The organism is Hydrotalea sp. AMD (assembly GCF_004100315.1).
Classification (GTDB): domain Bacteria; phylum Bacteroidota; class Bacteroidia; order Chitinophagales; family Chitinophagaceae; genus Hydrotalea; species Hydrotalea flava.
Window position 1 is genome coordinate 1 of the sequence record NZ_SCKY01000108.1, and the last position, 722, is coordinate 722.

A 722-nucleotide genomic window follows, 5' to 3' on the forward strand; every position below is an offset into this window, starting at 1 on the left:
TGCTTTCTGTGGGTCTCAGCAAGCCCTCTGGCCAATTCAATCTCTTTAACGGCCTGATCGTATCGCTCTTGTTCACCCTTCAATGCCAGTTCAACGCCCTCGAGCTGAGCCACGGCGACCGCCCTCTCCTTCTCCGACTCGGCCTGTGCATTCTGCGCCCGTGCCACTTCGCGCGCCATCCTTTCATTTTCCCGTATCAGTTCCTGTGTGCTGGACTGATTCTTAGCCAAAGCTCGCTCAAGGGATTCAATCCGCTGTTGGAGCCTCTCAAGCTGCTGGGCAGCAGGCCCCTTCTCGTCTGTATTCCTTGCGTGATCCCAAAGCTCAAGAATGAAATCTTCTGCCTGACTTCTGAACTCGTTTGGAATCGCACTCAGTCGGGTATGAACCTGGGCCTGGTCAAGCACCTCTTCTTTGACTTCATCGACCCACTGGCCAACGGTCGTACGACTGCCACGGCCCACCGTTTTGATGACATAACTGACATTGAGCAGGTCTTGACGTCTGGCCTCAAAGACCGCGATTCTGCAAAAGGTCTTGACCAAGCGCTCGTTGCTACGCTCGAGCGGCAAAACACCAGGGGCGCGTAACAATTCCGCGGTGGAGTTCATCCATTGCTCGGTCAGGTTCTCAAACGTCTGCCTGCTCGTATCCCTGGCGAGGATGCTTTGAATCTCATCCCAGTGTGACGCTGGAAGATCTACTCCGTATTTGACCATTGC

The 722-nt window shown here is 54.6% G+C and carries 1 protein-coding gene; it reads right to left on the reverse strand.

Annotation, left to right across the window (positions count from 1 at the left end):
- Positions 1-722 (reverse strand): DNA-binding protein (locus EO766_RS18330; RefSeq protein WP_287101829.1); only part of this gene is annotated, 722 nt, incomplete at both ends.